This window comes from Bacillus sp. FSL K6-3458, from assembly GCF_038005045.1.
GTDB lineage: Bacteria > Bacillota > Bacilli > Bacillales > Bacillaceae > Bacillus > Bacillus altitudinis.
The window spans coordinates 3,732,326-3,759,114 of record NZ_JBBOSI010000001.1 but is presented as its reverse complement, the minus strand read 5'-3'; the positions used below and the strand labels follow the sequence as shown (position 1 = coordinate 3,759,114).

At 41.9% G+C, this 26,789-nt stretch carries 23 protein-coding genes and 3 pseudogenes; 20 read left to right on the top strand and 6 right to left on the bottom strand.

Annotated features, from left to right (window positions below; all coding sequences use genetic code 11):
- The first annotated feature begins 37 nt into the window (after window positions 1–37).
- From MHH23_RS19650 to MHH23_RS19640, 4 genes and pseudogenes are all read left to right on the top strand, one after another.
- A complete protein-coding gene (locus MHH23_RS19650; protein WP_024718981.1) occupies window positions 38–634 on the top strand; it encodes a DUF1989 domain-containing protein in 597 nt (198 codons plus the stop codon).
- Window positions 635–829: 195 nt separating this feature from the next.
- Window positions 830–1,651 carry an ammonia-dependent NAD(+) synthetase gene (nadE, locus tag MHH23_RS19645; RefSeq protein ID WP_024718980.1) on the top strand — a complete coding sequence of 274 codons (822 nt, stop codon included), beginning with the start codon at window positions 830–832 and terminating at the stop codon, window positions 1,649–1,651.
- Window positions 1,652–1,855: 204 nt separating this feature from the next.
- A pseudogene (locus tag MHH23_RS20175) lies at window positions 1,856–2,008 on the top strand (IS5/IS1182 family transposase); the annotation flags it as partial.
- Window positions 2,001–2,632, top strand: a pseudogene (locus tag MHH23_RS19640) (transposase); the annotation flags it as partial. The pseudogenes MHH23_RS20175 and MHH23_RS19640, both read left to right, overlap by 8 nt.
- Here the strand turns inward: MHH23_RS19640 and MHH23_RS19635 are convergent.
- The gene (locus MHH23_RS19635; protein ID WP_340960105.1) at window positions 2,629–3,207 is read right to left on the bottom strand and encodes a hypothetical protein; all 579 of its coding nucleotides are present in this window, start codon (window positions 3,205–3,207) and stop codon (window positions 2,629–2,631) included. The pseudogene MHH23_RS19640 and the gene MHH23_RS19635 overlap by 4 nt on opposite strands.
- Before the next feature lie 1,231 nt (window positions 3,208–4,438).
- On the opposite strand from MHH23_RS19635, the gene MHH23_RS19630 reads away from it, so the two are divergent.
- Entirely contained in the window at window positions 4,439–5,551 is a 1,113-nt protein-coding gene (locus MHH23_RS19630) for a Rap family tetratricopeptide repeat protein (protein WP_041106640.1), read from the top strand.
- A 249-nt stretch (window positions 5,552–5,800) separates the two neighbouring features.
- Here the strand turns inward: MHH23_RS19630 and MHH23_RS19625 are convergent.
- Window positions 5,801–6,130: pseudogene (locus tag MHH23_RS19625) on the bottom strand (sporulation protein); the annotation flags it as partial.
- A 305-nt stretch (window positions 6,131–6,435) separates the two neighbouring features.
- Between MHH23_RS19625 and MHH23_RS19620 the strand changes: the two are divergent.
- The 7 genes from MHH23_RS19620 to MHH23_RS19590 all read left to right on the top strand — a co-directional run bounded on the left by MHH23_RS19620 (window position 6,436) and on the right by MHH23_RS19590 (window position 14,355).
- A complete protein-coding gene (locus tag MHH23_RS19620; RefSeq protein WP_340960103.1) occupies window positions 6,436–7,293 on the top strand; it encodes a citryl-CoA lyase in 858 nt (285 codons plus the stop codon).
- Window positions 7,290–8,723: an aldehyde dehydrogenase family protein gene (locus tag MHH23_RS19615; RefSeq protein ID WP_217967579.1), complete on the top strand. Its 1,434-nt coding sequence runs from the start codon at window positions 7,290–7,292 to the stop codon at window positions 8,721–8,723. Before MHH23_RS19620 ends, MHH23_RS19615 begins: the two co-directional genes overlap by 4 nt.
- A 9-nt stretch (window positions 8,724–8,732) precedes the next feature.
- Window positions 8,733–9,506, top strand: a complete 774-nt coding sequence (gene aroD, locus MHH23_RS19610; RefSeq protein WP_268430357.1) for a type I 3-dehydroquinate dehydratase — start codon at window positions 8,733–8,735, stop codon at window positions 9,504–9,506.
- 38 nt (window positions 9,507–9,544) lie between these two features.
- Window positions 9,545–11,305, top strand: a complete 1,761-nt coding sequence (locus MHH23_RS19605; protein ID WP_047945860.1) for a thiamine pyrophosphate-binding protein — start codon at window positions 9,545–9,547, stop codon at window positions 11,303–11,305.
- A 23-nt stretch (window positions 11,306–11,328) separates the two neighbouring features.
- Window positions 11,329–11,709, top strand: a complete 381-nt coding sequence (locus MHH23_RS19600; RefSeq protein ID WP_024718975.1) for a cupin domain-containing protein — start codon at window positions 11,329–11,331, stop codon at window positions 11,707–11,709.
- An 87-nt stretch (window positions 11,710–11,796) separates the two neighbouring features.
- Window positions 11,797–12,999 (top strand): CaiB/BaiF CoA transferase family protein, encoded by a 1,203-nt coding sequence (locus MHH23_RS19595; protein WP_045034609.1) that lies wholly within the window; start codon window positions 11,797–11,799, stop codon window positions 12,997–12,999.
- Between the two features lie 45 nt (window positions 13,000–13,044).
- Window positions 13,045–14,355, top strand: coding sequence for an MFS transporter (locus MHH23_RS19590; RefSeq protein WP_017366577.1), 1,311 nt, complete (start codon window positions 13,045–13,047; stop codon window positions 14,353–14,355).
- Between the two features lie 242 nt (window positions 14,356–14,597).
- Here MHH23_RS19590 and MHH23_RS19585 read toward each other — a convergent pair whose 3' ends face one another.
- Window positions 14,598–15,959, bottom strand: a complete 1,362-nt coding sequence (locus tag MHH23_RS19585) for a hypothetical protein (RefSeq protein ID WP_039166336.1) — start codon at window positions 15,957–15,959, stop codon at window positions 14,598–14,600.
- Window positions 15,960–16,102: 143 nt separating this feature from the next.
- Here MHH23_RS19585 and MHH23_RS19580 point away from each other — a divergent pair, with 143 nt between their 5' ends.
- The 5 genes from MHH23_RS19580 to MHH23_RS19560 all read left to right on the top strand — a co-directional run bounded on the left by MHH23_RS19580 (window position 16,103) and on the right by MHH23_RS19560 (window position 21,461).
- Window positions 16,103–16,876, top strand: coding sequence for an IclR family transcriptional regulator (locus MHH23_RS19580; RefSeq protein WP_017366579.1), 774 nt, complete (start codon window positions 16,103–16,105; stop codon window positions 16,874–16,876).
- A gap of 85 nt (window positions 16,877–16,961) precedes the next feature.
- Window positions 16,962–17,519 (top strand): shikimate kinase, encoded by a 558-nt coding sequence (locus MHH23_RS19575; protein ID WP_007498270.1) that lies wholly within the window; start codon window positions 16,962–16,964, stop codon window positions 17,517–17,519.
- Between the two features lie 412 nt (window positions 17,520–17,931).
- Window positions 17,932–18,879, top strand: a complete 948-nt coding sequence (locus MHH23_RS19570; RefSeq protein ID WP_045034606.1) for a dihydrodipicolinate synthase family protein — start codon at window positions 17,932–17,934, stop codon at window positions 18,877–18,879.
- Between the two features lie 77 nt (window positions 18,880–18,956).
- A complete protein-coding gene (locus MHH23_RS19565) occupies window positions 18,957–19,964 on the top strand; it encodes a LacI family DNA-binding transcriptional regulator (protein WP_017358562.1) in 1,008 nt (335 codons plus the stop codon).
- Window positions 19,965–20,084: 120 nt separating this feature from the next.
- Window positions 20,085–21,461 (top strand): MFS transporter, encoded by a 1,377-nt coding sequence (locus MHH23_RS19560; protein WP_058336338.1) that lies wholly within the window; start codon window positions 20,085–20,087, stop codon window positions 21,459–21,461.
- Between the two features lie 228 nt (window positions 21,462–21,689).
- Here the strand turns inward: MHH23_RS19560 and MHH23_RS19555 are convergent, their stop codons facing one another.
- Window positions 21,690–22,463 (bottom strand): class I SAM-dependent methyltransferase, encoded by a 774-nt coding sequence (locus MHH23_RS19555; RefSeq protein ID WP_159145381.1) that lies wholly within the window; start codon window positions 22,461–22,463, stop codon window positions 21,690–21,692.
- Between the two features lie 118 nt (window positions 22,464–22,581).
- Here MHH23_RS19555 and MHH23_RS19550 point away from each other — a divergent pair, with 118 nt between their 5' ends.
- Complete coding sequence (locus tag MHH23_RS19550) at window positions 22,582–23,487, top strand: LysR family transcriptional regulator (RefSeq protein WP_340960148.1); 906 nt, start codon at window positions 22,582–22,584, stop codon at window positions 23,485–23,487.
- A 45-nt stretch (window positions 23,488–23,532) separates the two neighbouring features.
- Here the strand turns inward: MHH23_RS19550 and MHH23_RS19545 are convergent, their stop codons facing one another.
- Window positions 23,533–24,318: a carbon-nitrogen family hydrolase gene (locus tag MHH23_RS19545; RefSeq protein ID WP_024718966.1), complete on the bottom strand. Its 786-nt coding sequence runs from the start codon at window positions 24,316–24,318 to the stop codon at window positions 23,533–23,535.
- A gap of 210 nt (window positions 24,319–24,528) precedes the next feature.
- Here MHH23_RS19545 and MHH23_RS19540 point away from each other — a divergent pair, with 210 nt between their 5' ends.
- Complete coding sequence (locus tag MHH23_RS19540; protein ID WP_159160207.1) at window positions 24,529–25,491, top strand: acetylxylan esterase; 963 nt, start codon at window positions 24,529–24,531, stop codon at window positions 25,489–25,491.
- A 70-nt stretch (window positions 25,492–25,561) separates the two neighbouring features.
- Here MHH23_RS19540 and MHH23_RS19535 read toward each other — a convergent pair whose 3' ends face one another.
- Window positions 25,562–25,876: a hypothetical protein gene (locus tag MHH23_RS19535; protein ID WP_008342068.1), complete on the bottom strand. Its 315-nt coding sequence runs from the start codon at window positions 25,874–25,876 to the stop codon at window positions 25,562–25,564.
- Window positions 25,877–25,936: 60 nt separating this feature from the next.
- Here MHH23_RS19535 and MHH23_RS19530 point away from each other — a divergent pair, with 60 nt between their 5' ends.
- The gene (locus tag MHH23_RS19530) at window positions 25,937–26,740 is read left to right on the top strand and encodes a nucleotidyltransferase domain-containing protein (RefSeq protein ID WP_138278078.1); all 804 of its coding nucleotides are present in this window, start codon (window positions 25,937–25,939) and stop codon (window positions 26,738–26,740) included.
- The last annotated feature ends 49 nt before the right edge of the window (window positions 26,741–26,789 follow it).

Below are 26,789 nucleotides of genomic sequence, written 5' to 3'. Positions count from 1 at the left end.
TTTGGGCATACTGTCAACATGGAAAGGAGTGCATGTGATGAACGGAGAATACGTGATTTTACCAAAGGATGGATTTGGTTTTCGGTTAGGAAAAGGACAATGTATGCGAGTGGTTGATGTCGAAGGGCAGCAAGTAGCAGACGTGATGGCCTATCATGAAAAGGATTTTTATGAAAAATTTGATCAAGGCGCTACAATGGATAGCCTGTTCTCTTCCAAGGTGAAAAAGGGAGATCAGCTTTATTCTAATTTATATAAACCAATGTTTACGGTCATTGAAGATACAGTCGAATGTCATGATTTATATATGCCTGCGTGCCGGCAAGAAATGTATCAGCTCTTATACGGCAGGACGCACCTAGAGGTCATGCATACATGCTACGATAATCTCAGAACGGCTTTTGAGCCATTCGGGATTCCAAAGGAGGATATGTATTATCCTTTTAATGCGTTTATGAATACAGTTATTGATGAGAAAGGAAAACTGTCTGTCGAGCTACCAAAATCGCTCCCTGGTGATTACATTCGTCTGCGTGCAGAAATGGACCTCATCGTCGCAGTGTCTGCATGTCCTGCCGACATTGGAAAATGCAATGGCTCAAGCTGTACATCCATTCGGGTGGAGATTGATTGAAAAGGAAAGACCAGTCAAAACGGCTTGGTCTATTTCGTTTGTGAATGTTTGATCATTTATGAAAAAGGGGAACGTCTAAAAAATATCTTTTTTCAAAACATGATATAATAAAGTGGCTAAAATCGTAGGTAAATCAATTGAAATGGAAGTAAAACCTGTTCTCTTCATGTAGAGGATGCTTAGGAGGAAAAGTGTATGAGTTTGCAGAAAAAAATCAGCCAAGAGTTGCATGTGCAGCCCTCAATTGACCCAAAGCAGGAGATCGAAAAACGGGTTGGATTTCTAAAGGCTTACTTGAAAAAGACCGGTGCAAAAGGATTCGTTCTCGGTATTAGCGGCGGACAGGATTCAACGCTTGCCGGCCGTCTCGCTCAGCTCGCTGTAAGTGAGCTTCGTCAAGAAGGAAAAGAGGATGCTGTCTTTATTGCAGTCCGCCTTCCGCATGGCACGCAGCAAGATGAAGACGATGCACAGCTGGCTCTATCATTTATTCAGCCGGACAAGTCTTGGAAATATGATATCGCACCTGCCGTGACGGCATTCAGTGAACAATATCAAAAGGAAACAGGCGGTGCGCTGTCTGATTTTAATAAAGGGAACGTCAAAGCACGCATGAGAATGATCGCACAGTATGCCGTCGGTGGACAGGAAGGCTTACTTGTCATTGGAACGGATCATGCAGCTGAAGCTGTGACGGGCTTTTTCACGAAGTATGGTGATGGCGGTGCAGATGTTCTCCCGCTCACAGGTCTGACGAAACGCCAAGGACGGACGCTACTAGAAGCGCTGCAAGCACCAGAGCGTCTATACTTAAAGAAACCAACAGCCGATCTGCTGGATGACAAGCCTCAGCAAACGGATGAAACAGAACTTGGTATTACGTACAATGAAATTGATGATTACTTAGAAGGAAAACCAGTTTCAGATCAAGCAGCAGAAGCGATTGAAAAACGCTATGTTCAATCAGAACATAAACGCCAAGTACCCGCTTCCATGTTTGATGACTGGTGGAAATAAAATAAGTGACCTCTCCAGAAGATGGAGAGGTTTCAGGCTGTCGAGAAAATCTCGACAGCTTTATTTTTTCCTTAAAGTTTCCATCTCCAAATTTTATAATAGAGATAAGTCCACTAAAGGAGGTGTTTTTTCTTATGTTCCACACTAGAAATACTTCTCAGCACGAAGCCGAATTTGTATTACTAGATCAACTGATCGAAGGATCACCTGCTTCGTAAAATTGATCAGTACATTGATTTTTCATTTATCATAGACAAATTCAAACCTTATTATAGTGACAATAATGGTCGTCCTTCTCTTGATCAACTTATTTTGTTTAAAATGAAATTTATCGCATACCTGTACGGTATCCGTTCTGTATCTTGATCGATTGGATCACCAAATCACCCGATTTGATTTTCAAGTAGAAGCGGTTACCATTGATTCTGGTTATTTGACAACATCAATCTGTAAAGGATTTATCCGATCGCCGCATTTTTGGTGTCATCGCACATAGACGCTTTCATCGAACAAGAGGAAATTCCAGTATCATTTTGAACATGATCATTACATATGCCCAAATGGTGAAAAGCTATCATATACGACAACTGACCGAAAAGGTTATAGGTACTATAAATCAGACCCTAAAAAATGCGTTTCTTGTCCTTTCCTTGAAAGCTGTACAAGATCGAAAAATTATCAAAAAGTGATCTCAAGACATGTATGGGAGGAACAAAAAGAAAAGATTAGACAAAATCGTCTGTCTATCTCTGGAAAAAATTATATAAAAAGAGAAAAGAAAAAATAGAGCGAAGCTTTGCAGATTCAAAACAACTGCATGGGCTTCGCTACTGTTGGTTGAGGGGAAAACAGAATGTGAGTGTGCAAGTTCTCCTCACAGCTACGTGCCAGAACATGAAAAAGATTGCCACAGACCTAGCCAAGCTAGCTAGGTCTGTGGGAGGCCTTTTTTATTTATTGTTGCTTAACAGTAATTTTTAAGGTATTTTTACAGTATATGCTAAATTAACAAACATAATATTTACGCCTACATCAACTTTCTTATATTTGTTTTTAACTGCCCATGCAACAGCACCAGAAGTTCCAGCAGTAATAGCCGCAGCGGCTCCAGCACCCCATGGTCCAGCAGCAGCAATTCGACTTGTGTACCAACCGATATATCCGGCTGCAAATCCACCTGCTACTATGGCATTCATGCTTCTAACTTTCGGTCCTAATTTGAGGTGTAAACCTACAAAACCTAATGTCTGCATGTCACCTTTTTTCTCATTCTCTTCAAAACTAAATTCTTCTGATTTCATTGAAGTCATTAGTAGACTGTCGTGTTCTGAAATTCCCATTTCCATAAGGGTTTCTTTATCAGCTGTAAAATGAATATTTCCATCCGCATCTAATTCAAAGAAATTAGATAGTTTCTCTGCTAATTCCAATTGTTTTTTATCTACACTGACTGGGGGGTTCTCATTATTACCTTGACTGGCATGACTAACCATTGGAGAAGAGAAACCAAATGTAATAGTAAGCACACATAACACTACTAGAAATTTTTTAAACATAGGTACCACTCCTATTTGTTTTTTGGGGTAACGCATACATGATATTTCCTTCTATTGGGGTGGAATACTTAGAGGTTAAGGAGAGTAATAAAATGTATTTATTCTTATTTACTTTGATTTATTGTGTAATCACACAAATGTTGAGTTTTTCCTTTGAGATGTCTTTTGGTGTGTACTTGATAGGGTTAGCTTTAATCAAAGGAATTTCCAGTGGGGAAATTAAAGACATCTTTAATTTCAAAAAGACAAGGGATGTGTTCAAAGAAAACAGATTTATAGATTCTTTGATGGAATTGTTTTCTTTGGTAATAGTGTTTATTAATGCATACTTAATTGATTATGAACCATTCTCTCCCTTTGAGTTTGTTTATACTTTTTTCTTGCTTGTAGTTCTGTACAGGTTCCTATTTTGGGGGATCATAAGAGAGTCTAAAAAATGGTTGCATAAAGAGTCATAAGAGACATGGGCTTATAAAAATCACTCACTTTCTTTGATACATTCCAATGCTACCATTTATTTCTTTATAATTGGTAATTTGATGGGAATTTTATTTTTCAGTTGCGGTGTCCGCAATTATGGTTCTTTTAATTGGGAGGAGAAATTTCGAATAGAGAAGAATTAGATTGTCAATTATCGCTAATGAACAGGCTGGAGAGCCTGTTTTAAAAAAAAAATATTATGTTTTTGTTGAAAAATCCCATTTTGCTTGCGGTGTCCGCAAGCATTTTTTTTATTTTTCAGTGCTTCATTTTGACGGATTTTTTTGTGATAAAATCCAGTCACTGCGGAGGTGAATCATGTGAAGATAGAAGTAGGAATAAACCTGTTTGAGATAGGATTTCTCATTCTAGGTGTTTCAGTTTTGTTTTTAATCAAAGCTAATGAGGAACGAAAACGAAAGAGAAAGAGCTAGGGTGCTTCTTGAAAGGCGCTTGACGGAAATCAAGAGATTTTAACACTTACATAGAGGTTTACTTAAAAATTTCAGTTGAGATCGCTCAGATTTGATTCTGATCGCTTTTTTGTTTAGGTATTAAAAGTAGGGGTGGTGTGTCAAAAACGCTTATAAGGGCTTTAAATGTGTTTTTTCGTTTTGGCTACTGAAATCAGTTTGAAAATCTGTTTGCGAGATACCGAAAATTTTCAAAATTGGAACCAAAATGGGTTTTGGACGTATTTCATGTGCTAGGATTTAACATAAAACGGCAAAAATTGAGGGGGGATGAATGAATGGCAGCTGTATCTTCAGCGAAAATCGGTCAGAAGATTAATGAATGGTATCAGAATATCAAGAGGCTGAATGTAACAGATGCGGAAATGCTTCGGAGTGAGATCAGAAGGGATTTAGACATCATGGAGGAAGATGAGCAAGCTGTTCTTTATTTTCAGCTTATGGAATTCCGCCACGAACAAATGCTTGAATACATGAATCTAGGAGCTCGGAAATTAAACAAAGCGGAGTACCTGCGATCAGTTGAAGGGCAAGGGCGGAAGCTTACTGGAATCCTGGAATACTATTTTAATTTTTTCAAAGGGATGTATGAGTTTTCGCAAGGTGATTACATTACTGCGATTACTTTTTATCGACAGGCAGAAAAACGGTTGGATCGAGTGGCGGATGAAGTTGAAAGAGCAGAGTTTTACTTCAAGATGGCAGAGATTTTCTATCACATGAAGCAAACTCAAATGTCTATGTATTACATCATGCTAGCCCTTGATACATATAAGGCGCACCCGACATATCTTGTCCGAGAAATTCAGTCTCGTTTTGTTGTTTCAGGAAATTATATTGATCTTAACAGTTCTGAAAAGTCTCTCCCGCATTTAGACAAAGCATTAGAAAAATCACATGCGATTAAGGATGAATTAATGATTGGTATAAGTTTGATGAACTTGGGTCACTGTTATTCTAGTTTGGAAAAATATCAGTTGGCATTAGATCATTTGGAGGAAGCTGAAATTTATTTGAAACGTCATTCTCACATACGAGCAATCCTTTATCAGCAGGCTCTGATCCATTTTAAATTGGGTAACGATGAATTGGCCAAGGAATATTTGCAGCGTGGCATAGATTATCTAAAATCAAACCCTGATCAATTATTCGAATCTTTGTACGATTTTCTTGTAAACCTATATATAAAGCCACTTAATCTTGATGATCTCAAGGATATTTTGAAACGATTTGATAACATTAGGGGTTATCCATATTTAGAAGAACTGGCATTAGAGTCCGCAGAATTTTATACTAAATGTGAGCGTATGGAGGAATCTGTATATTTGTATCAGCAAATGGTGTACGCTCAAAAACAAATTCGAAGGGGCGACTGTTTGTATGAACATTAGAAAAAGCTTTGTTTTAGCTGGTCTTGCGATCATGATGTTGGTTGGTGGTTCATATCTGAATCATACTGAGACTGCTATGGAGTTGGCTATTCGATTAGGTACATGAAAAATGGCAGACCTTTTGGGTCTGTCTATTTGGAAATTCTTCTGGAACAACACCAATGCACTAACAGACACTCAGAAAAAATCCCTTCCAATTGGATAGGGATTTTTTGAGTAAGCTGTGATCTAATTCAAAGTTGCATAACCCTAATCAACAACAAACAGTACTGCCGTTCCATCTTCGTATTCATTTAGTTGATGGGACACCCAATATCCCGCACCTCGATTGTCTGAAAGAGATATTTATTCTATATCGGCTCCTGCACCGCCTTCTTCACACATAGCCATAGGGAATTCATCTCGATCATATTCCCTTTTTACTTGTATGTTTTTCAATGATTCTTCTCCATTTTTATCGGCACCTTCTTTATCAATCGTGCAGACGGCAGAAGCGCCCTTTTTTATAGCATTTTTTATGTCTCGTGCTGTTTCTGGATACTTATCAAACGGAAACTTCAATTTCACATCATACTGAGACCTCTCCAGAAGAAGGAGAGGTTTTTTTATGTCGAAGTGGGTTTGACAAAACAACCAAAAATTCATTAAATTAGTAGAACGATCTACTTAAGTCCATTTAACTAAATATCAATTTTTTTGATTAAAAAAGAAAACATAATTAGTTCGATTCACTTAATTTCACTTCTATTGACAGTATTTTCAGAAAAAATGATTGACGATAAAAACGAATGCGCTTACAATGAAAACACATTCCAAAAAGTGAAATTGAATTCCACTAGACGGAATAAAAGGAGTCGTTCATCTCCAAATAAGTGGCTAAAGGAATGATTCACACAATGAAAAATCGAAGTGCACTGGAAATATACAAAGAAGGAGGCGCTTGGTGGGAGACTGAGATTAGTCATATTCAAAAAAATTCAATTGAACTTCGGGGCTATCCAATTGAAGAGCTTATTGGTCAATTATCGTATCCACAGATGCTTTATCTACTGCTTGTTGGTGAATTACTAGATGGTTCGAAGGCAGCTCTTTTTGAAAGTGTTCTTGTCGCAGGTGCGGATCATGGGCCAAGAGCACCGTCTATTGCAGCGGCAAGAATGGCGGTTACGTGCGGCATTTCGTTTAATTCTTCTGTTGCAACAGGGGTGAATCTATTAGGTGATATTCATGGCGGAGCTGGTGAAAAGGCGATGCGTATGTTATACGAAGCCAAAGCAGCCTACGATGAACACAAGGATATCAAGTCTGCTGCAAAGCAAGTATGTCAGACATGGTTAGCCCGCAAGGAAAAAATTCCGGGAATCGGTCATCAGCTGCATGACGATGATCCGAGAGTGAGACGGCTGTATGAGCTGAGTCAAACATATGTGCAGCAAGGTGATATCAGCGGAACGTACTTACGGTTAGCTGAGGCGATTAGACATGAACTTGAACAATTAAAAGGGAAAAAAATTACGATGAACATAGATGGTGTATCTGCTGCGATCCAATGTGAATTAAACATTCCGGCTGAAGCGGCAAAAGGCATCTTTTCATTATCCAGAGGAATGGGCATCGTGGCGCATGCATATGAAGAGCTGACAAAAGGTGCCCTAGTGAAAGGTCCTTGTCCGAATGAAGAAAGACTTGTTCGTTATGCGGGGGTCGGGACGCGTCACTTGAAGGAGGGTGAGAGAATTTGAGTGAATTGAAAGCGTTGTCATATATAAACGGCGAATGGCTGGATGCAAACCATGTCAAAGAAGACATTATCAATCCATACTCTGGGGAAATGATCGGTACATCCTATCTTGCCTCCTCAGAAGATATAGAACAGGCGCTTTCTATTGCGCAGCAAGCTAAAAAACAATTAGCGGCAATATCAGCATTAGAACGCTCAACGCTTCTAACAAAGGCAGCTGCCTTATTGGAAGAACAAAAAGAGCATTTTGCAAAACTCATTTCTTTAGAATTAGGCAAACCGCTTAAAAATACAAGAGATGAAGTCTCACGATCAATTGAAACGCTGGCGCAGTCAGCCGAAGAAGCCAATCGACTAATCGGTGAGACCATTCCTGGCAATGTATCTTCCCGTGGACAGAGAGCAATGGCGATGACATTTAAAGTGCCGGTTGGGGTTGTGCTGGCGATTACGCCTTTTAATGCGCCTCTCAACTTAATTTGTCACAAAATCGGTCCAGCTTTTGCAGCAGGGAATGCCATTATTTTAAAACCAGCACCGCAAACATCAGCTGTTGCCACAGCGTTTGTTAAGCTCCTGCTTGAAGCAGGGTTTCCTGAAAAGAGCCTGCAGCTTGTGATTGGAGGAGTAGACGCCGGCAGACAGTTAGTCACTGATGAAAGAACCAATCTTGTTTCTTTTACTGGCGGTGCGGTGGGCGGAGAACATATTTCAAACTCTGCTGGATTAAAAAAGGTACTACTGGAACTCGGAGGAAATGGAGCGACGATTGTTCATCATGATGCAGATATCGAGCAAGCCGCATCTCTTTGTGCCAAAACGGGCTTTAGCAACTCTGGTCAAAGCTGTATTTCTGTTCAAAGAATTTATGTTCACAAGCAAATTATGTCGTCATTTACTGAGACACTTAAACAAAAAGTAGAACAGCTCGTCGTTGGAGATCCGCTGTCTAGTGAAAGTGATATCGGCTGTATGGTTGATGTACAGGCAGCAAAACGTGTGGAGGCTTGGATACAAGAGGCAGAGAAAATGGGTGCCGAGCTTCTATCTGGAGGACAACGAAATGGCGCAAGCATCACACCGGCTATTTTGCTAAACCCGCCAAAACAAGCCAAGGTCGTCTGTGAAGAAGTGTTCGGTCCAGTTGTCAGCATTCTCCCATATGAGGAGCTGGATGAGGCAATCAAAGAAGCAAACGATAGTCGATATGGTTTGCAGGCAGGCGTCTTTACGAATCAGCTGGATGTTGCGTTACACGCAGCAAAAGAGCTTGAAACTGGTGGCGTAGTCATCAACGGGACATCGAATTTCAGACTAGATCACTGGCCATATGGCGGGATTAAACGAAGTGGTATTGGAAGGGAAGGCCCGCGTTTCGCCATCGAGGAGATGACCGAAACCAAAATGGTTGTGCTGCCAAATGGTCTATAAAGGGGGCAGATGGTTGTGAATGTCTTTCAGCAAAAGGTAAAGAGTGCGCAGACAGGCGGTCAGCCGATGATTTGTACGCCGCTCATTGGACAAACAAAGGAAGAATTGTTTCTTGAAGTTGAGGTGTTAGCTGAGAAGAAGCCTGATGTGATAGAGTGGCGAGCGGATTTTTTCAATCACCTCAATGACAAGGAACAAGTCATTGCCACCCTGAAAGGGATGATCGAAAAGGCAGATAGCATCCCATTTTTATTCACCATTCGTTCTGAAAAAGAGGGCGGCGAACGCATCTCACTCTCAGAGGATGAAAAGGTTTCCCTGCTTGTCGAGCTTTGTGCCACTCAGCTTGTGGCTGCCGTTGATTTTGAATTAATGCATGATGTCTCGCATATCCAGCAAGTCAGTCAGGCGGCTAAGAGAAACGGGGTCATCTTGATTGTGTCGTACCACGATTTCCAGCGTACCCCTGCGGCGGATCGGCTTGTGGAGCTATTCACCCATGCAGAATCGGTTGGCGCCGATATCGCAAAGATCGCCGTCATGCCGCATTCCTATGAGGATGCATTGACACTGCTTTCTGCGACGGGCAAGGCGAACAAGCATCTGTCCATCCCCGTTATTTCGATGGCGATGGGGGAATATGGCGCCTTCACAAGAATGGTAGGTGGACTCTTTGGGTCTGTCATGACCTTTGCTGTAGGGAAAGAAAGCTCGGCACCTGGACAAGTTGCGATACAGGATTTGAATACCGTTCTATCGATTGTGTTTTCAAAGAATCAGTGAGTAGCAGATTCATAGCTGCACCGTGAGAGGAGAGAAACATGAAGAAGAATATATCTACACAGGTCATTCAGTATTTAGAAAATCGAGGAGTTGAGCATATCTTCGGTCTGTGCGGTCATACGAATATTGCTTTTTTATCAGCGCTAGAAAAAAGCCGTATTCAATTTGTGAATGTCAGACATGAACAGATAGCGGCGCATGCAGCAGACGGTTATGCACGAGCGAAAAAACAGACGGCTGTTGTGCTCAGTCACTTAGGTCCTGGACTCACCAATGCGGCAACAGGCGTAGCGAATGCTGCACTCGATTCCATTCCAATGGTTGTCATTGCAGGAGATGTTCCAAGTCATTACTACGGAAAGCACCCACACCAAGAAATCAATCTTCATTCCGATGCTTCTCAATACGAAATTTATCGCCCGTTTGTGAAAAGAGCATGGCGAGTCGACATTCCAGAATTATTTCCAGAAATTCTATCAAAAGCGTTTCAATTAGCTGAAAGCGGCCGCCCTGGGCCAGTCCTGATTTCAGTTCCGATGGATGTGTTCTCAAAAGACTTAGATGTGTCGTTATTTGAACAAATCGCTCATCATACACACACCGTTGAAAAACCATCTATTGATGATCAAACAGCGAATCGGATATTAGATCGATTGCTGCAGGCAGACAAACCGCTTTTATATGTAGGGGGAGGCATTTTACTAGCCGATGCAGCAGAAGAGTTAAAGGCATTTTCTGACCATTTGAGTATCCCTGTTGCCCATTCTTTGATGGGGAAAGGGGCGATGCCGGATGATCATCCAATGACCCTTGGGATGACAGGGTTTTGGGGGACGAAATTTATCAATGATCAGTGTAAAGCAGCGGACTATATATTGGCTTTAGGCACCCGTTTTGCTGAAGCAGATGCGAGTTCGTGGGAATCGGAGTATACGTTCAATTTCCAATCAACCAAGCTCATTCATATTGACATTGATCCGAATGAAATTGGCCGAAATTATCCTGTGGAAATTGGAGCGGTAGCAGATCTCAAGCAGGCGTTGACCGTACTCAATCGTGTGGCGAAAGAAAGGCTGCCAGAAGGTCTGGATCGCCCTCAATTGAAAAAGGACATTGCGGTATATCGTGAGGAATTTCAGAAGAGCAATTTGACGAATATTCAAGACGAGTCTTTCCCGATGAAACCACAACGTATTTTGCAGGAAGTGCGGGAAGTATTGCCGCCTGATGCCTTCATTACAACCGATGTTGGCTGGAATAAAAATGGGGTCGGACAGCAATTTCCTGTATTCACCCCAGGCACTATTTTAACCCCAGGTGGTTTTGCGACGATGGGATTTGGCGCTCCCGCTGCACTTGGAGCAAAGATTGCCCAGCCTGACCGTGTCGTTGTATCACTTGTTGGGGACGGCGGCTTCGGTCAAAATCCATCTGTTCTCGCAACAGCCATGGAAGAAAACATTCCTGTCGTGTGGATTGTGATGAACAACAGTGCGTTTGGGACGATCGCCGGTTTGCAAATGGCACATTATGAAACGACTTACGGCACTGTTTTTAGAAAAGATGGAGAAAGCTATTCGCCTGATTTTGCAGCCATTGCAAGAGGTTATGGGATGAAGGGGATCAAAATTACGGCGGCTTCTGAATTCAAAGAAGCTTTGGCTGAAGCGATCGCTTCTCAGGAACCGTGTGTCATTGATGTAGCGATGAAAAATGATCCTGTGCCTACTGATGGACATTGGAACATTAATGATATTTATTCACCAAATACAAAACGTTCACATGTCAGTGTGAACTAAACATGACTAGGGAGGAATCAACAATGAAAATTAAAGTATTAAATCCATTTCAAGACGGTCATCCATTATGGTTAGGTTTAGATCATCCAGAAGAGAACATGATTCGGAAGGTGTTTCAAACGATCACACCAGATACCGTTGGATCAGAGCATATGATGGCAGGTCTCACTATTTTTGAGCCGGGAGAAGCAAGCTCAGTACACAATCACCCAGGTTCAGAGGAATTTGATTATGTGATTAAAGGGTCTGGCGAAGTCATTTGCGATGGAGAAAGACAATCATTTAAACAAAATGACTTTATGTTTATTCCAGACGGTGTCTCGCATCAGCATGTGAACACAGGGGATGAACCTTTATGGCTGATTTGGCTCTATACACCGCAAGGGCAGCTTCCGAAGGACTAAAGAAACCTTGCACGAGAGAAAGAAGAAAAGGGGCTAAAATAGAAAGCATTTTAGCCCTTTATCAATTGAACGAAAGGGAGTCAAGCAATGAATAAGAATACACCACTTGAAGGAATCAAAATATTAGATGTTTCAACGATGATTGCTGCACCATACGGCGCGGTGCTTCTAGGAGATTTCGGTGCAGAGGTCATTAAAGTCGAGATTCCTGGAAAAGGGGATACACTGCGGCATGTTGGCCCTTTTGCAGATGGTGAACCTTTGAGATGGTCAGGGCTTTCAAGGAATAAGAAATCTCTTACACTCGATCTACACAAAGAAGAAGCAAAAGACATTTTTAAAAAGCTTGCAGCGCAGGTTGATGTGATCATTGAAAATTTTCGTCCGGGCACACTTGAAAAATGGGACGTTGGGTACGATGTATTAAAAGAAATCAACCCTCGTTTAATTATGATTCGAGTTTCGGGTTATGGGCAAACCGGTCCATTTAAGGACAAGGCGGGATTTGGTACACCTGCGACGGCATTTAGCGGCTTTACATATATTCAAGGGTTTCCAGATCGGCATCCAGTCAGCCCGTCCTTTTCCCTTACGGATTATATCGCAGGAATCTATGTGGCGTTTGCCACTGTGACAGCGATGTATTACCGTGACACACATCCAGAAGGAACAGGGCAAATGGTGGATTTGGCTCTCTATGAATCTGTGTTCCGCATGTTAGAATTTTTGGTTGCAGAATATGACAAGCTAGGGAAGGTGCGTGAGCGTTCACCAGGGTTAAGCGGTCATTCAAGCCCTGCCGGTACCTATGAGACAAAGGATGGGCATTATTTGGTTCTTGTGACGAGTACAGATTCGACCTTTAATCGATTGGCAGAGGCGATGAATCGCTTAGATTTACTAGAGAACGAGAAATTCTCTGTGAATGCAGCCAGGCTGAAGCATAACGATGAAATGGATGCGATCGTCTCGCAGTGGATTGCGTCCAAAACAAGAGATGACGTCCTAGACATTCTAGATACACATGGTGTGCCTGTGAGTCCGATTCTAAGCATTCGGGATATCTTTGAGCATCCGCAATTTAAAGCACGAGAAAATATTGTCGAGGTGCATCATCCGCGTCTTGGAAAAGTGAAGGTGCCTGGAATCATTCCGAAGTTTGAAAAAACCCCCGGCCGTATTCGCCATATTGCGCCTGATTTAGGTGAACATAATTATGACATTTTAACGAATATGCTTGGCTTCACAGAAGAAGAGTGTAAACAGTTAGAAGAAAAAGGGGTCATTTAAGACACTCAACCGATCCGCACGCTGCGGAAACAAAGGAGGATGGTTATGAAAGTGCATTCAGAACTGAAGGGGAACGACTTGCGACCTGCTTATGCGAAACCAACAAAAGCTCGTTTCGGCATCTTGATTCTGTTGTTTTTTATTACCGCTATTAACTATATTGATCGAGCCAGTGTATCCATTGTTGCACCTGCGATTCAGTCTTCATTGCAATTAAACCCTGCCTTATTAGGCCTCATCTTTTCAGCATTTAGCTGGACCTATACAGCCATGCAGATCCCTGGCGGCTTTATTCTTGATAAGTTTGGATCAAAGGTAACGTATGGAATATCACTCATTACTTGGTCTATTTTCACCGGTTTACAGGCGTTTGCGAACAGCTTTGCCTTCTTATTTGGCTGCCGTTTGTTTATCGGAATTACAGAATCTCCCGCATTTCCTGCGAATAATCGCATTGTGACCACATGGTTTCCAAGGCGGGAACGCGCATTTGCAACAGGGGTTTATACCGCTGGAGAGTATGTGGGGCTTGCATTTGCGACACCTCTTCTTTTTTGGATTATGACAACTTTCGATTGGAGAACCGTCTTTATTACTGCTGGTGCGCTCGGTATTATATTTGCTTTCTTTTGGTACAAGTTTTATCACGAACCGAAAGAGCATCCGAAGATCAATGAAGATGAGTTAGAATTGATCCGTCAAGGCGAAGGACTGACTGTGGCATCACAGGAGAAATTGAAATGGGCAGACTTTGCCGCACTTTTAAAATATCGTAAATTGATTGGACTCTATATTGGTCAATTTTCTGTTGCGTCTACCCTCTTTTTCTTTTTAACATGGTTTCCGACCTATTTAGCAGAGGCGAAAAATATGGCCTTTCTCAAAGTGGGTTTTGCGGCATCCCTGCCATACATCGCTGCATTCTTTGGAGTGCTGTTTGGAGGCTATGTGTCTGACTGGCTGCTTAAAAAGGGTGTATCGGTCAATGTAGCGAGAAAGCTGCCTGTTGTGGTCGGTCTGCTTCTGACAAGTACCATTGTTTTAGCGAATTTTACAACGAATATCCCGCTTGTGCTGACTATTTTATCCATCGCGTCCTTTGCGCAAGGACTGTCTAATATCTCCTGGACCATGCTGTCTGAGGTGGCACCAAGAGAAATGGTCGGGCTGGCTGGCGGCGTATTTAACTTCTTTGCTAACTTATCCGGCATCATCACCCCGCTGATTATCGGATTCATTGTATCGGCGACAGGCTCTTACAACGGCGGTATTTTATTCGTCAGCCTAGTGGCATTAGGCGGAGCGTTGTCGTATATCTTTATTGTAGGTAAGATTGAACGGATTCAATTAAAATAATAGAGAGTAAGAAAAAGAGAACTCATTGGGTTCTCTTTCAGCGTGTAGACAAACCCTCGCATTCGGTGTCAGTCCTGTGTGCCGGTGCTCACGAATGTCAAATTCGCTCCGCGCCAGTACTCGTCCTTCCTAGGGCTACAAAGGTTTTCTATCACACTGAAAAGAAGACAAAGGGCTAAAATCAAGTTCATTTTAGCCCTTTGTCAACAATCTTGAAAGAGAACTCATTGGGTTCTCTTTTTCTATGAATAAAAGATGACGGTGATGATCGTTGCACATGCGATCCCCATGCTGATATAAAAACCAGCAAACCAGATATTCCATCGAGTGATTCGGTAAGGGTTGACCTTCATCAAATCGGCTAATAGGGAGACAGATACATTATACGGGCTAAACATGACCGTTGAGGTTCCAGCGATAATGAGCATGATTGCGATGGGAAGGGCAGGCAGTTCATGAATGACAGGTGCCATCAAGCTCACTAAGAGAGCAAGCGAAACGAGCGGGTGAAAACCGCAAAGAGCGGTGATGAGAAAATACAGCCCGATGACCCCATAAACCCAAATGGCATGATCTGATATACTGACGATAAATGCTTGAATCGGCTGCAAGCTGTTTGTGACAAGCAGCATATCGACAAAGAAGCCCGCGCTTAAAAATAGACACATATAATTGGAGAGCTGGCGGGTCCGTTCTTTCCAATGGGGAATAGAGACGGCTACATATTGTTTTCGTTTTTTGATGATAGACGAGAATAATAGAGCGAAAGGAATAATCGTCAGCACAACAGCGAACAGATAACCTTTCCCAATCCAGGCGTCAACAAGCGAAACGACTGTCATAAAACTGAGCAGCATGAAAGCAAGCTGAATGGTTTTTCTCTTGATGCGATGAGGGTTGGAGTGAGCTTCTGCCGGCTGGATGATATGCGGCAATCGTTTGCTTTGACGAGAAAACAGCAACCAATCCGTCAACAGCACAAGCACCATTAAACAAAAGGTAACGGGTGCAATCTGATAATATTTCAATTTGGTTGCATCAATGGTGACACTCACCAGTACTTCGACAGGACTCCAGCTAAGACATAGCGCATATGACCTTAAAAGATTGCGCGTATAAAGGTGCTGTTTGACTTGTTCCTGAAGGGCGTTCAGCGACGGTTTCAAGGATGTATATAATAAGGGAATCGTTGCGATATTTAAAAACATGCCAAGAACATGAGTGACAAATGAACTCTTGCGATAAAGCTGATTTGTACTCGTTGTATGTAAGGTAAGCAGTTTATTTAATTGAGTATCGAAATGTCCAACATGTATGAGAGAATGAATAAATGGCAACATGAAAAATAAAGAAAGCAAGCCTAGCATGGAATGAAAATGAAGGAAAAGCGTATGCAAAGGCTGTTCTGACCAGAAAAATAACACCAATCCAATCAAGAGAAACATAGCACCCGTTTTCAAATAAAGCCCATTGGCCTTCTTGAAGGAAATGGTAAGCGAAGCAGCCGCCAGCAGACCAACCAAATAGGAGAGAATGGGAGCAGGGAATAGTTGATGAACGATGTATAAGCTAATAAGAAGTGTGAAAATGAGCAGGTAGATCATGATATCTCCTCCATCAAAACATCTATCGGTTTTATTCCGTACAGTGGAATTTGTTTTCTTTTAATGGAACATTTAAAATGGATTATAGCAAAATTGGTCAATCATGTCGATAAGAAATCAAAGGGGAAAAGGAGAAAGTGAACATGGCTGATAAGAAGTCAAAAGAAGAATCAGGATTGCGTACCGTTCAGCGGGCTTTGGATATTCTTTCTTGCTTTAGCGAAGAACGTCAAGAGTTGACGCTAACGGACATTTCAAAAGAGATGAACTTAGCAATGTCTACCACAACGAGACTGCTCAAGGCACTTGAAATGAATCATTTTGTGGAAAAGAACCAAGAGACAATGAAGTACCGGCTCGGTCAAAGACTTTATCTTCTCGGTTATATTGCTGGGAAGTCCATCAAATTGAGGGAACTGGCAAAACCGCTCATGTACACACTTCGTGATGAAACGAAGGAAACCGTCAACCTGTATGTGCTCGATCACAAAAGCAGGGTATGTATTGAACAAGCCGAAGGGCTGCAATCGATTCGGCATCTTGTGAAAATCGGTGAGAAGCTGCCGTTATACGCTGGTGCTGGTGGAAAGGTGCTGCTTGCTTTCCAAAGCGAAGAGTTTCAACAGCAAGTTTTCGCGTCTGAGGCTGATCACATGACGATGGAGGAATGGCAAAAAGAATGTCGTCATATTCTTGAAACGCATACCGCTTGCAGTATTGATGAACGGGAAGTCGGGTCGGCGGCAGTGGCGGCACCGATCTTTAACATTCATGGGGAGGTGCAGGCATGTTTATCCATATCTGGACCGACCCAACGATTTACTGAAGATGTCATCCCTCAATTGCAGCAAAAAGTGAAAGAGCATGCCGAGAAGCTCTCCGAACAGCTCGGTTACGTCGTCAAACACAATTTTTAAGAATGCCTATCTTTTCTCAGTCCATTTATCATATAATAGAAACATTATGTAGCATTCCTTGTCGTAAGGAGGACGTGTCACGAACATGAAAAACAATAGAGAGATTCCTGTGAGACAGCGAAATATTGTCCTCATTGGCTTTATGGGCGTTGGGAAAACAACCATTGGGCAGCTGGTTGCCAAAAAGTTATATAGAGATTTTATTGATGTTGATCAGGAGATTGAGAAAAAGTACAACATGACGATTCCAGAAATGTTTCAGCAAAAAGGAGAAGCGTTCTTCAGGCAGGCTGAAAAGGACTATATCGTTGATTTATGTGAACATACTCAGCTAAAGATCGTGTCTCTTGGAGGCGGTGCGTTTAAACAGGAAGAAATCAAACGATCTTGCTTAAAGCATTGTACGGTTCTTTTCCTTGACCTATCTTGGGAGAATTGGAAACAGCGGCTGGATATTTTAATTGAAAACCGTCCTGTTCTTCATAACCGCACGCTTGACGAGATGAAAGAGCTGTTTGAAGAGCGCCGGGAAATTTATTCCCTTCATAACTCAAGAGTGGAAACAGATCATCTAGAAGCTGAAGAAGTCGCCAATTATATTGTCGACACACTCAAGCTTGGCTGGGATCTATATTCGAAATAAAAAAGTCTATCCTAAGGGGGTAGACTTTTTCTATTAGATCAGGAGTAGTCAAAGAAATCACAGTCTAAGTTGGATGATGGATGAAAAAAAAGAATAAAAGATGTTTTTTCCTTCGTCATTATATCAAAATGTATGCATCCTTTATGTGGTGTGTCTAGCCGTTTGAAAAAAGTGGTGATTAGACTACAACGAGTTCAAGATGACGAGGTTTTTTGATTGATGTGGGAACCGAAATATATCTCTTATTTTCTTTTTTTGAAAAAATAAAATAGTATCTAAATTCTAATAATCATTTTTTGAATTATTATAATTTTAAAAATATTGTTGACACCTTCGGTTAGATCATTCTATGATTATTAACGTAAACGCTTACCGTAAACGTTTACTATAACGGATGGGGAGGAATTTATTGATGAAAAATAAAGAAAAATGGAGCGGTGTATTCCCGGCAGTCTTAATTCCTTTTAAAGATGACTATTCAATTGATGAACCTGCTTTTCGTAAGCTTGTTCGCTGGGTGGCGGAGCACGAAGGGATTAATGGGATCGTTGTCAATGGACATACTGGCGAGATTATGACTTTGCTGCCACATGAACGAGCTGAAGCTGTGCGTATTGCAGCCGACGAATTAAAGGGAGAAATTCCTGTCATTTCTGGGGTTTCTGCTGAAGGGACAATTGAAGCGATCCAGCATGCAAAAGCAGTGGAGGAAGCTGGCGGAGAAGGTATTCTTCTTATGCCGCCACATTCATGGCTGAGATTCGGTATGCAGCCTGAGTCACCTGTCCAATTCTTTCAAGATGTTGCAGAAGCAATTGACATTTCAATCATCGTTCATCAATATCCAACATGGACAAAAACCTCTTATACAACCAGTCAATTATTAGAAATGTCGGAGATTCCAAACGTTGTCTCATTTAAAATCGGTCAAAGAGACATGGCGCAATATGAAGTCGATGTGCGCGCACTGAAAAAGCATGCACCAGATGTATCGTTGCTCACATGTCACGATGAATATTTATTGCCAACATTAGTTCAAGGAATTGATGGGGCGCTTGTAGGTTTCGGCTGTTTTGTCCCAGATTTGATTGCTGAGCTTGTGAAATGTGTGGAAGAACAAGACCTTGTAGCGGCTAATAAAGTGTACGATAGAATCTTTGAATTAAAGCATGCTGTGTATAAAATGGATGAACCTTCTTCTACCTCTCATCTGCGAATGAAGGAAGCGATGTTCCAGCGAGGTTTGATCAGCAGTTCGCTTGCGAGGAAGCCAGTATTACCTTTAACTCAAAAGGAAAAAGAAGAGATTCGTCAGGGCCTTCAAAGTGTTGGTTTACTTAAGGAAAACGTTAGTAAATAACAGACCATTGATTTCATGATGAAGGTGAGTCAGGTTATAATAGAGTATAAAACAACAGACTCCCGGAGGTATGAAATGTGTCAGTAAGTATTAAAGATGTCGCATTGAAAGCTGGAGTATCTATCGCTTCTGTTTCCCGAGTATTAAGTGGCAAACCAGGAGTAGGTGCTCAAACAGCTGAAAGAATCAAACAAGTGATTGATGAATTAGGCTATCGTCCTAATTTAGGAGCTAGAGGGCTCGTTAAAAGAAAGACTGGCAATATTGCTGTCGTGGTTCCTCGTGGTTCATATATTTTGAATAATCCATTTTTTTCGACGATTTTAGATGGGATAGCGAAGGAATTAGATGAGACTGAATTCAATATGTTGATGTCATTTACATCTGTGCAGCAGCAGCGATTACTTGAAACGCAAGCTGTAGATGGTGCCATTTTATTTTCTCCAAGAAATGAAGAATTGAGCATGGATTGGTTAAAAAGTTTAGCTATTCCCATTATCGTTGTCGGAAGTTACTTAGAGGATTCTCCATTTCCATGTGTCAGGCCAGATGATGAGGAAGGTGTGTGTCAATCTGTCACGGCCTTATTTGATAAAGGTCATCGAACCATTGGACTGGTCAATGGTCCAATGAGTTCGATGCATAGTGTGAGGTATTACAAGGGGTATGAGCGTACACTGAAAAGTTTAGGATTAACAATGAACAAAGAGCTTGTGTTTGAGTTAGATGAATTTGATGGGGGAAAAGTAGTAGAAGTGGTTTCTCAATTTCTCCAAGGAAACCAGCACATGACTGGAGTTGTTTGCTCTTCAGATTTTTTGGCGATAGGGGTCATGAAAGCGGCAGATATCGCAAATGTGTCAATACCTCATGATTTGTCTGTCGTTGGTGCTGATGATGTGCCCATTGCAAGTTTTCTAACCCCTTCTTTATCTTCTGTTCATGTTGATTTAGTTGGAATGGGAAGAAAAGCGGTTTCTTTACTAACGCAGTTAGTAGAAGGAGAACAGTTAGAGAAGATGGAACATATCTTCCCGATGTACTATGTAGATCGTGGCACCACGGGAACGCCAAAAAAGAAATGATAGATGCTGAAAACTCATATGATCGCTTTAGAATGTCTCTTCATTTAAAATGTAAGCGATTTCTTTTGTGCTCATCAGCATGTACTTTTGCATCATTTCCTCTATTAAGGAGGAGATATCATGACGTTAGAACTCAGCGGAAATTCAAATTCTCATGATGAGCAAGTTGTTGATAGAGCTTCGCAACTATTGACTAGGATGGAAAGTGTACCTTTTTCGAGATGGCATTTAAAACCTCGTATCATTATGGGATCTGCTACCTTTTTTGATGCTTTTGATGCACTATCTTTAGCGTTTGTTCTCCCAGTTCTCATCGGCATGTGGAATTTATCACCTGCTCAAATTGGTCTTCTTATTGGGTCTGGTTATATCGGACAAGCGATTGGTGCTATTTTCTTTGGATGGTTAGCAGAAAGACGTGGCCGTGTATTTAGTGCAAAGTGGACTGTATTTCTCATGTCTATTATGAGTATCGCATGTGTATTTTCAGGTAACTTTATGGCCCTTTTTATTTTTCGTTTTATACAGGGGATTGGAGTAGGAGGAGAAGTGCCAGTAGCGGCCTCATATATCAATGAGTTGTCCCGGGCCCAAGGGAGAGGGAGATTTTTTATGCTCTATGAGATGATTTTTCCATTAGGATTAATGATCTCAGCTCAAATTGGTGCATTTGTTGTACCTAGCTTTGGGTGGAAATGGATGTTCTTGATTGGTGGAATTGGCGGTTTAATCGTCTTTGTCTTCTTTTTCATGTTACGCGAGTCTCCAAGATGGCTTATTTCAAAAGGCAGGTTAGATGAAGCCGAAGGAATCATTGAAGAGATTGAAGCTAGTACAGACAAACGAATGCCTGTTGCAAAGCAAGTGTCCAGCAGCACTGAAAAAGGCGACTGGAAAGAGCTCTTTTCTACTTTTTATCGTAAAAGAACATTGATCGTATGGGGACTATGGTTTTCTGCCTACTTTGTATCGAATGGATTAAATAACTGGTTACCGAGTCTTTATAATACGGTTTATAATTTGCCAGTTGGAGATTCATTAAGGGCAGCCTCTCTCACAAATATTTTACAGACCATAGGGGTATTCGCTTGTGCATTTTTAATCGATAAAGTAGGACGGAAGCGTTGGGCAACCATTGCATTTATCGTAACAGGTGCTTTATTAACGGCTTTATGGATCAGCGGAGCAAATTCTCCAGAAAGCGTTATTTATTTAGGGTCCGCTGCCTACGGAATGATGGGGACAATTACAGTTCTTCTCTATTTATATACACCTGAAATCTATCCAACCCGTATGAGGGTAATTGGTACGGCATTTGCTACAGCGTGGCTTAGGCTGGCCTCAGCGATTGCTCCTATTATGATAGGTTTTATTTTAGAGGTGAGCGGTGTTTCAACTATTTTTATTCTTTTTGCAAGTGTGACTGTAGTGGGAGCAATTCTTGCTTTTAAAATGATCGAAACGAGAGAGAAAGTATTAGAGGATATTGCACCGTAAGTGATGCATGCAGTGAAGAACTTATTCTAAAGAGGGTAGGTTCTTTTTTTATTCAGAGGATTTACGTACACTTTTGAAAAAGCCTAACCTACCTCAGTTCAATTATCTTATAATAGAAACATTATCAGCACTCCTTGTCACGAACATGAAAAGTATATCTATCAGATAGTGGAAATGTATATTCATAATATAAAAGTCTACCGGCTAGGGTAGACTTTTTCGATCAGTTTAATGTTTGATCCCTTGAAGCAGTGTGGCTTTTAGGCAAAAGGATGTTGGCTGACGATGTTCGTCGAATTGCAGTTGAAACAGCTGTTTCGTTTCATCGTCTGCAGCATGAAGGTGGGCAACGATTTCCTTTTGAACATTCTCTGGTGTACGTCCTCGTATGATCCAGTCCTGATAATCAATATGCAGATCCCAGTAACGGATTTCTTCTTTCGTCAGATGGTTGTCAGCGAAAAGCTCTTTCCATTCTGATAACGAGCTTTCTCGCACATGGGAGGGATCTCTCAGTCTATTTAAATGATTAATAAAGTCATCCTGTGCTTGGTTTTCAGGTGCATAATGATCGACAAGTAGAAATTTGCCGCCTTTCTTTAAGACTCGGCTGATTTCAGACATGGCTGCCGGGAGATGTGGGAAGTGATGAGCAGCAAATCGGCATGTGACCAGATCAAATGATGCATCAGAAAAGGGCAATGCGTCTGCGGATGCCTGCTCAAACGTAATGTGGTTCAGTTGGCGCTCTTCCGAAAGTGCTGTAGCAACCTCGATCATTTTGTGTGTGACATCAATCCCGATTCCTTTAGAGATGACGTCTGAAAAGGAGAAAACGGTATGACCTGCCGCGCAGCCGATATCAAGTAGATGCTCATCGCCCTTTGCCTTCGCCGCCGTTTTCATCCATTCAAGTTCTTTTCCAGCTGCAAAGATGGGTGAATCTCGGTAGTTCTCTGCATTTTGTGAGAATTGTTTCTCGGCTTTTGAATATGGATTCATTCCTTTACCCCCTTTTTGTTGTTTCTTTATCGTAGGGTTCTTCCCGTGATTTGTCTAAGACATAAAAGATATGATATGAATAGTTAAAACCTATGAGGTGAGAGAAGTGGATATACGAATGATGGAATATGTCATGGAAGTGTACCGGCAGCAAAGCTTTACAAAAGCAGCGGAAAAACTTCACATTGCACAGCCCTCGTTAAGTCAGCAAATTAAAAAACTTGAGGAGGAATTAGATACTCCTCTGTTTATTCGGAAGTATGGACAAGTCACTCCTACACCTCAAGGAAACCGATTGATCAAAAGAGCAGGAACCATTTTGAAGGAACGAGATGATTTATTGCGTGAGATGGGGGAAGCTGCTTATGAGGTAGGGAAAGAACTGATGATCGGTGCGCCAGCTGTCACAGGGGGATATGTCCTGCCAAGTTTATTAAAAACCTATTGTCAAACGTATCCGCACGTTCACGTTCATTTGATAGAAGAATCGCCTCGTGAGCTAGAAAGACGTTTACTCGCTGGGAAACTGGATCTGGCGATTCTTTCTCTGCCTGTCGAGCATGAATCATTGAAAACAAAACAAATGCTGACAGAGCCGCTTCTCCTCGCCATTCCGCAAACGGCTCAACCGTGGTTGACGGATGAACTCAATCAAATCATCAATCAAGCGGATCAAGAAGGGTCTATCCCGTTTCATCTTCTGGAAGATGCCCCATTTATTATGCTGAAAGAGGGATATGGCTTTCGGCAAGTGGTCACGGAACTGTGCCGTCATCATGGCTTTCGGCCGAGGATTGCATTTGAAACAAGTCATATTCAAACAGCTCAGGCATTGGTTGAAAATGAGCTAGGTGTGACGGTGGTGCCGAAAATGGTGGCACAAGAAGAAAGGAAAGCAGTCACTTATTTACACATTGATTCATGCCCAACCCGCACACTTGTGTTTGCATATGTGGAAGAAAGATATTTAACGAAAGCCGCTCAAGCCTTCATGGACCTTCAACAGAATCAAGGAAAAGCTTAAACAAACGTTTAATTAAACGTAAAAAGCAGGGGAGTCCCCTGCTTTCTAATATAAATCCAGCCGCTGATCTGTCATGACGGGGATTTGTTGTCTCACTTCATCTACGAGCTGAAGATCAATGTTTGCATAATAAATGTCTTCTTCATCATTTGTCTCAAGCAGAATGCGTCCGAGCGGGTCAATCACCATGGAGTGACCAGGGAATTCAGTGTCTCTGCTTGTGCCCGTCCGGTTCACCGCAATCACAAATGACTGATTCTCAATGGCTCTTGCGATGAGCAGACTGCGCCAATGGTCCACTCTTGCTGACGGCCATTGAGCGGTATTAACAAGCACCTTCGCCCCTTTGTTCACGAGCGTCCTAGAAAGCTGAGGGAAGCGGAGGTCATAGCAGATCATCGCACCAATCGTTACATCTTCACCATAGTCAAATAAACCAAGCTGATCACCAGCGGTTAAATAGTTATGCTCATCCATTAAGCGGAATAAATGAATTTTATCATAATCTAACAAAAGCTCACCTTGGCGGTTAAAGACATACATTGTATTGGTGATGTTTTCATCTTCTGTCCTCTTATTTAAAACACTGCCTGCGATGAGATACACTTGGTGCTTGCGGGCAAAGGAAGAGAAGAGTTGTTTTGTTCGCTCGCCATCTGCATCGGCAAGCTCATCCGCTTGCTCTAACGCATAGCCGGTATTCCACATTTCAGGTAGAATAATCACATCAGGCTGCTGACGGATGGCTTCTTCTAAAAACGCTTCTGCTTTCTGAAAGTTTACATCAGGTTCTCCTATTTGTACGTCCATTTGAATCAGGGCGATGTTCATGTCGGTCTGCCTCCTTTATTCGTTTCATGCAATGAATGGTTCGGATGATATTGCCTGAAGCATCTAGTCTTCAAGCCAGTTTCTTTATCATAAAGCTTTCCGCCATCTTTGCCAATAGAAATGTCAGAAGGTTTTGTTAAATGACTTTCTCAATCAAGAAATGAGTGGTATGATACTCATAACTAATAAAACAAAGGGGAATAGTATGATATGCAATTGTTCGATTTATCACTAGAAGAGCTAAAAAAATATAAACCAAAGAAAACAGCACGTCCTGATTTCTCAGACTTTTGGAAGAAATCGCTCGAAGAACTGCGCCAAGTGGAGGCAGAGCCAACACTTGAATCTTATGACTATCCAGTGAAAGGCGTCAAGGTGTACCGCCTGACGTATCAAAGCTTTGGACATTCTAAAATTGAAGGCTTTTATGCTGTGCCTGATCAAACTGGTCCGCATCCGGCGCTCGTTCGTTTTCATGGCTATAATGCCAGCTATGACGGCGGCATTCACGACATCGTCAACTGGGCGCTGCACGGCTATGCAACATTTGGTATGCTCGTCCGTGGTCAAGGTGGCAGTGAAGACACATCAGTGACGCCAGACGGGCATGCATTAGGATGGATGACAAAAGGCATTTTATCGAAGGATACGTACTATTATCGAGGCGTTTATCTAGATGCTGTTCGTGCACTTGAAGTCATTCAGTCTTTCCCCGAAGTAGATGAACATCGTATCGGCGTGATCGGTGGAAGTCAGGGGGGTGCGTTAGCGATTGCGGCCGCAGCCCTTTCAGACATTCCAAAAGTCGTTGTGGCAGACTATCCTTACTTATCAAATTTTGAGCGTGCAGTTGATGTTGCTTTGGAGCAGCCTTATTTAGAAATCAATTCATACTTTCGCAGAAACAGTGATCCAGAAGCTGAAGAAAAGGTATTTGAGACATTAAGTTACTTTGATTTAATCAATTTAGCCGGCTGGGTGAAACAGCCAACATTGATGGCAATCGGTCTGATTGATCAAGTGACACCGCCATCCACCGTGTTTGCGGCATACAATCATTTAGAAACAGATAAAGAGCTGAAAGTGTACCGATATTTTGGGCACGAGTTTATTCCTGCTTTTCAAACAGAGAAGCTGTCCTTTTTACAAAAGCATTTGCTTCTATCAACATAAAAGCATGACAAAGAGCTAAAATGACATTCATTTTAGCTCTTTGTCTTTTTCAGCTATTGGAGCGATCAGCTTAATAACTGGTGTTCTGTCTTGTTTTTTCATCAGGCACTAATGCTGTAACGATCAGGGCAAGGGCTGTGATGATGTGAAGGATGAATCCGAGAATCGGAATCCATGCAAGGCAGGATGTGACAATTCCAATGATACTTCCAATCATTGGTCCCTGGTCTCGCTTCGATAAGACGAGTGTGATAATATGCAGAATAAGCATGACCATGAGCGGTGAATAGCCATTGCTGATAACGAATAGACCTCCGATCACAGGGATAGCAAGGCAAGCTTCAAAAATCCCAGTGATCCATTTCATAATGCGAGATATAGACATCAGATCCAACTCCTTTTTCATATATGTCTTATTCGTATTTTCCCAAAAGGTGAAGAAGTCATGCAGAATTCTATAGAAAGAGTTGATGGACACTTGAGAGAGAGAATTAAGAAAGAGCTGAAAATCATCGAAAAAACGCATGACGTCAAGATTTGTCTTGCCGTCGAATCAGGCAGCAGGGCATGGGGTTTTCCCTCGACCGATAGTGATTATGATGTTCGCTTTTTATATGTTCCCCGGAAAGAATGGTATTGGGCGATGGAAGAGCATCGTGATGTCATAGAACGACCGATTGATGACATGCTTGATATCAGCGGCTGGGAGCTGCGAAAGGCGCTGCGTTTATTCAATAAATCGAATCCGTCCATTATGGAATGGCTGTCTTCTGATATCATCTATGCTGAATCTTTCTCTTTGGCAAAGGAGCTAAGAGAATTAAAGGATCGAGCGTTTTACCCTGCGGCTTTGATGTATCATTACCTCAATATGGCGAAGCGGAATGAAAGCCGGCATTTACGAGGAGAGCAGGTGCGAATCAAGAAGTATTTCTATGTGCTTCGTCCGCTGCTTGCCTGTCAGTGGATTGAACGTTACCGAACAGTTCCACCAATGGACTTTCATGAATTACTCAAGGAGCTAGTGGAGGAAGGCCCGCTGTTAGCAGAAATTCACGAACTGCTCAAACGTAAAATGGACGGAGAAGAAATGGATGTAGAGAACCGTCTCGCTCATGTCCATCCATTTATTGATCAAGAGCTGGCGCGTTTTGATGAATTGGTGAAAAGCTACAATCAGCCGAAAGACAATCTGATGCAAGAATTAAATGAGCTTTTGCAGTCTACCCTTGATGAGGTGTGGGCGTAGGAGGGGAGAGTCAGCCGGATAGCGGCAGACTCTTTTTTTATCACCTATT